General features: G+C 33.8%; 2 protein-coding genes. Both read left to right on the plus strand.

Translation table 11 applies throughout. The features are described 5' to 3' along the window. A partial coding sequence (locus EKL99_RS14360) for a hypothetical protein (protein ID WP_197037257.1) occupies nucleotides 1-798 on the plus strand: 798 nt, incomplete at its 5' end. Between the two features lie 13 nt (nucleotides 799-811). Then, nucleotides 812-1,408 (plus strand): DUF6705 family protein, encoded by a 597-nt coding sequence (locus tag EKL99_RS14365; RefSeq protein ID WP_126577171.1) that lies wholly within the window; start codon nucleotides 812-814, stop codon nucleotides 1,406-1,408. The last annotated feature ends 114 nt before the right edge of the window (nucleotides 1,409-1,522 follow it).

Below are 1,522 nucleotides of genomic sequence, written 5' to 3' on the forward strand. Positions count from 1 at the left end.
CCTAGTGCTTTTGTTTCATTAAACGAGATGGGCAAAGAAGTACCCATAACTATTAGTTGGAACTCTTTGGGCAGTGGCGGTACAACAGGTGATGCGCCTTGGAATAAGAATGAGCAAGAACTGCCAAATCCTTGTCTTGATTTAGCAAATTTAATGAATTATAATCTTAATTCGTCTAACAGTTTAAAAGCAGGAATTAACTGGCTCAAAGACAAAGTTAACGCAACCGTAAATGATAAAGAAGCAGGAATAGAAGTAAAAAAAGTAATGAATCCTGACGAAACTTTTAAATATGAGTTTACCCAAGTTTTGTCTAACGAACAGTTTTCAATACCGATGTCAGTAGGATTTGGTTACATTGGAGGATTGCATTCTCATCCCTCTGATGGTTATGCTATGTTTTCTTTTCAAGATATTCGCTTTTTGCTAAGCGTGTATGATGAAGCAAGCTCTAGTAGAAAACAAGAAGCTTTTAATGGTTTAGTCTGCAAAGAGGCTTTAGGAAATACAAATACCTACATGCTAAAAATAGAAAATATTGAGTTACTACGAACTCAGATTGATAATGTGTGGAAAAGTGAAAAATATACTAGATTTCAAAATGATGATGAACGAATCAAGGCTATTCACAAAGACCAAGCAATCAAATATTCTGAAAGTAATGGGAACTTAGAGAAAAGTTTTCTTGAACAATTTAAAGATTTTGGTATAGTACTTTTTAAAGCCGATGCTACAACAGATAGTTTTGAGAAACTTACTTTAAACAATTCAACAATCACCCCAACTCCTTGTAACTAATAAATAAACAATCATGAAAACATACATTCACTATTTCGCATTTTTCGTATTCTTAACCACTTGTAAAGCCCAATCTCCCGTTTATGATATTTCAAAGCCTAGAGAAGGAGCTAAAGGCGCTTATTACAAAGATATTAATGGAGTTCTCGATGGTTATGACGGCACTTACCTTTATTCAAATGGGAGTACCTCTTTGAAATTTGTATTAAAGAAAAAAGTAAAATCTATTGGCTATTATTATGAAGATCTTATTGTTGGAGAATTTCAATTCATCAAGGATGGAGTAGAAAAAGGCAATACATTAGCCAATATAAATGTCAATTATACTGATGAAGAGATCAATCATATCATAACAGGAAATACAATTATCATTGGCACTCAGTTGGGCTGTCCTAGTTGTTCACCAACAGAAAAACGTTTACGTCTTAGTTTTGTAGATAATAAATCGCCAAATATTGCTGGTATAGACATACGTAAAACAGAGGTAAATGGTGTTGCTGCATTACTAGTAAAAATATTTTGGGATGGATTTATAACCCGCAAAGAGGGAGATCCTGCGCCTACTCCTGCCAGTATAAATACCGGCGAATACTTAATGATTAAGCAGTAACAGTACTACTGTATGCTATAAACCTAAAAAAATTATTTCAAATGCTCCAGCATATCTTTAGTCATGCTTTCAAGATTAAATTCATGTTTCCAACCCCAGTCCTTTCTTGCTTCA

Origin of the sequence: Flavobacterium sp. ZB4P23 (genome assembly GCF_003970375.1) — a bacterium.
Taxonomy (GTDB): domain Bacteria; phylum Bacteroidota; class Bacteroidia; order Flavobacteriales; family Flavobacteriaceae; genus Flavobacterium.

Coding starts and splice junctions, on each gene's coding strand:
- EKL99_RS14365 (WP_126577171.1), top strand. CDS start 812: ATGAAAACATACATTCACTATTTCGCATTTTTCGTATTCTTAACCACT.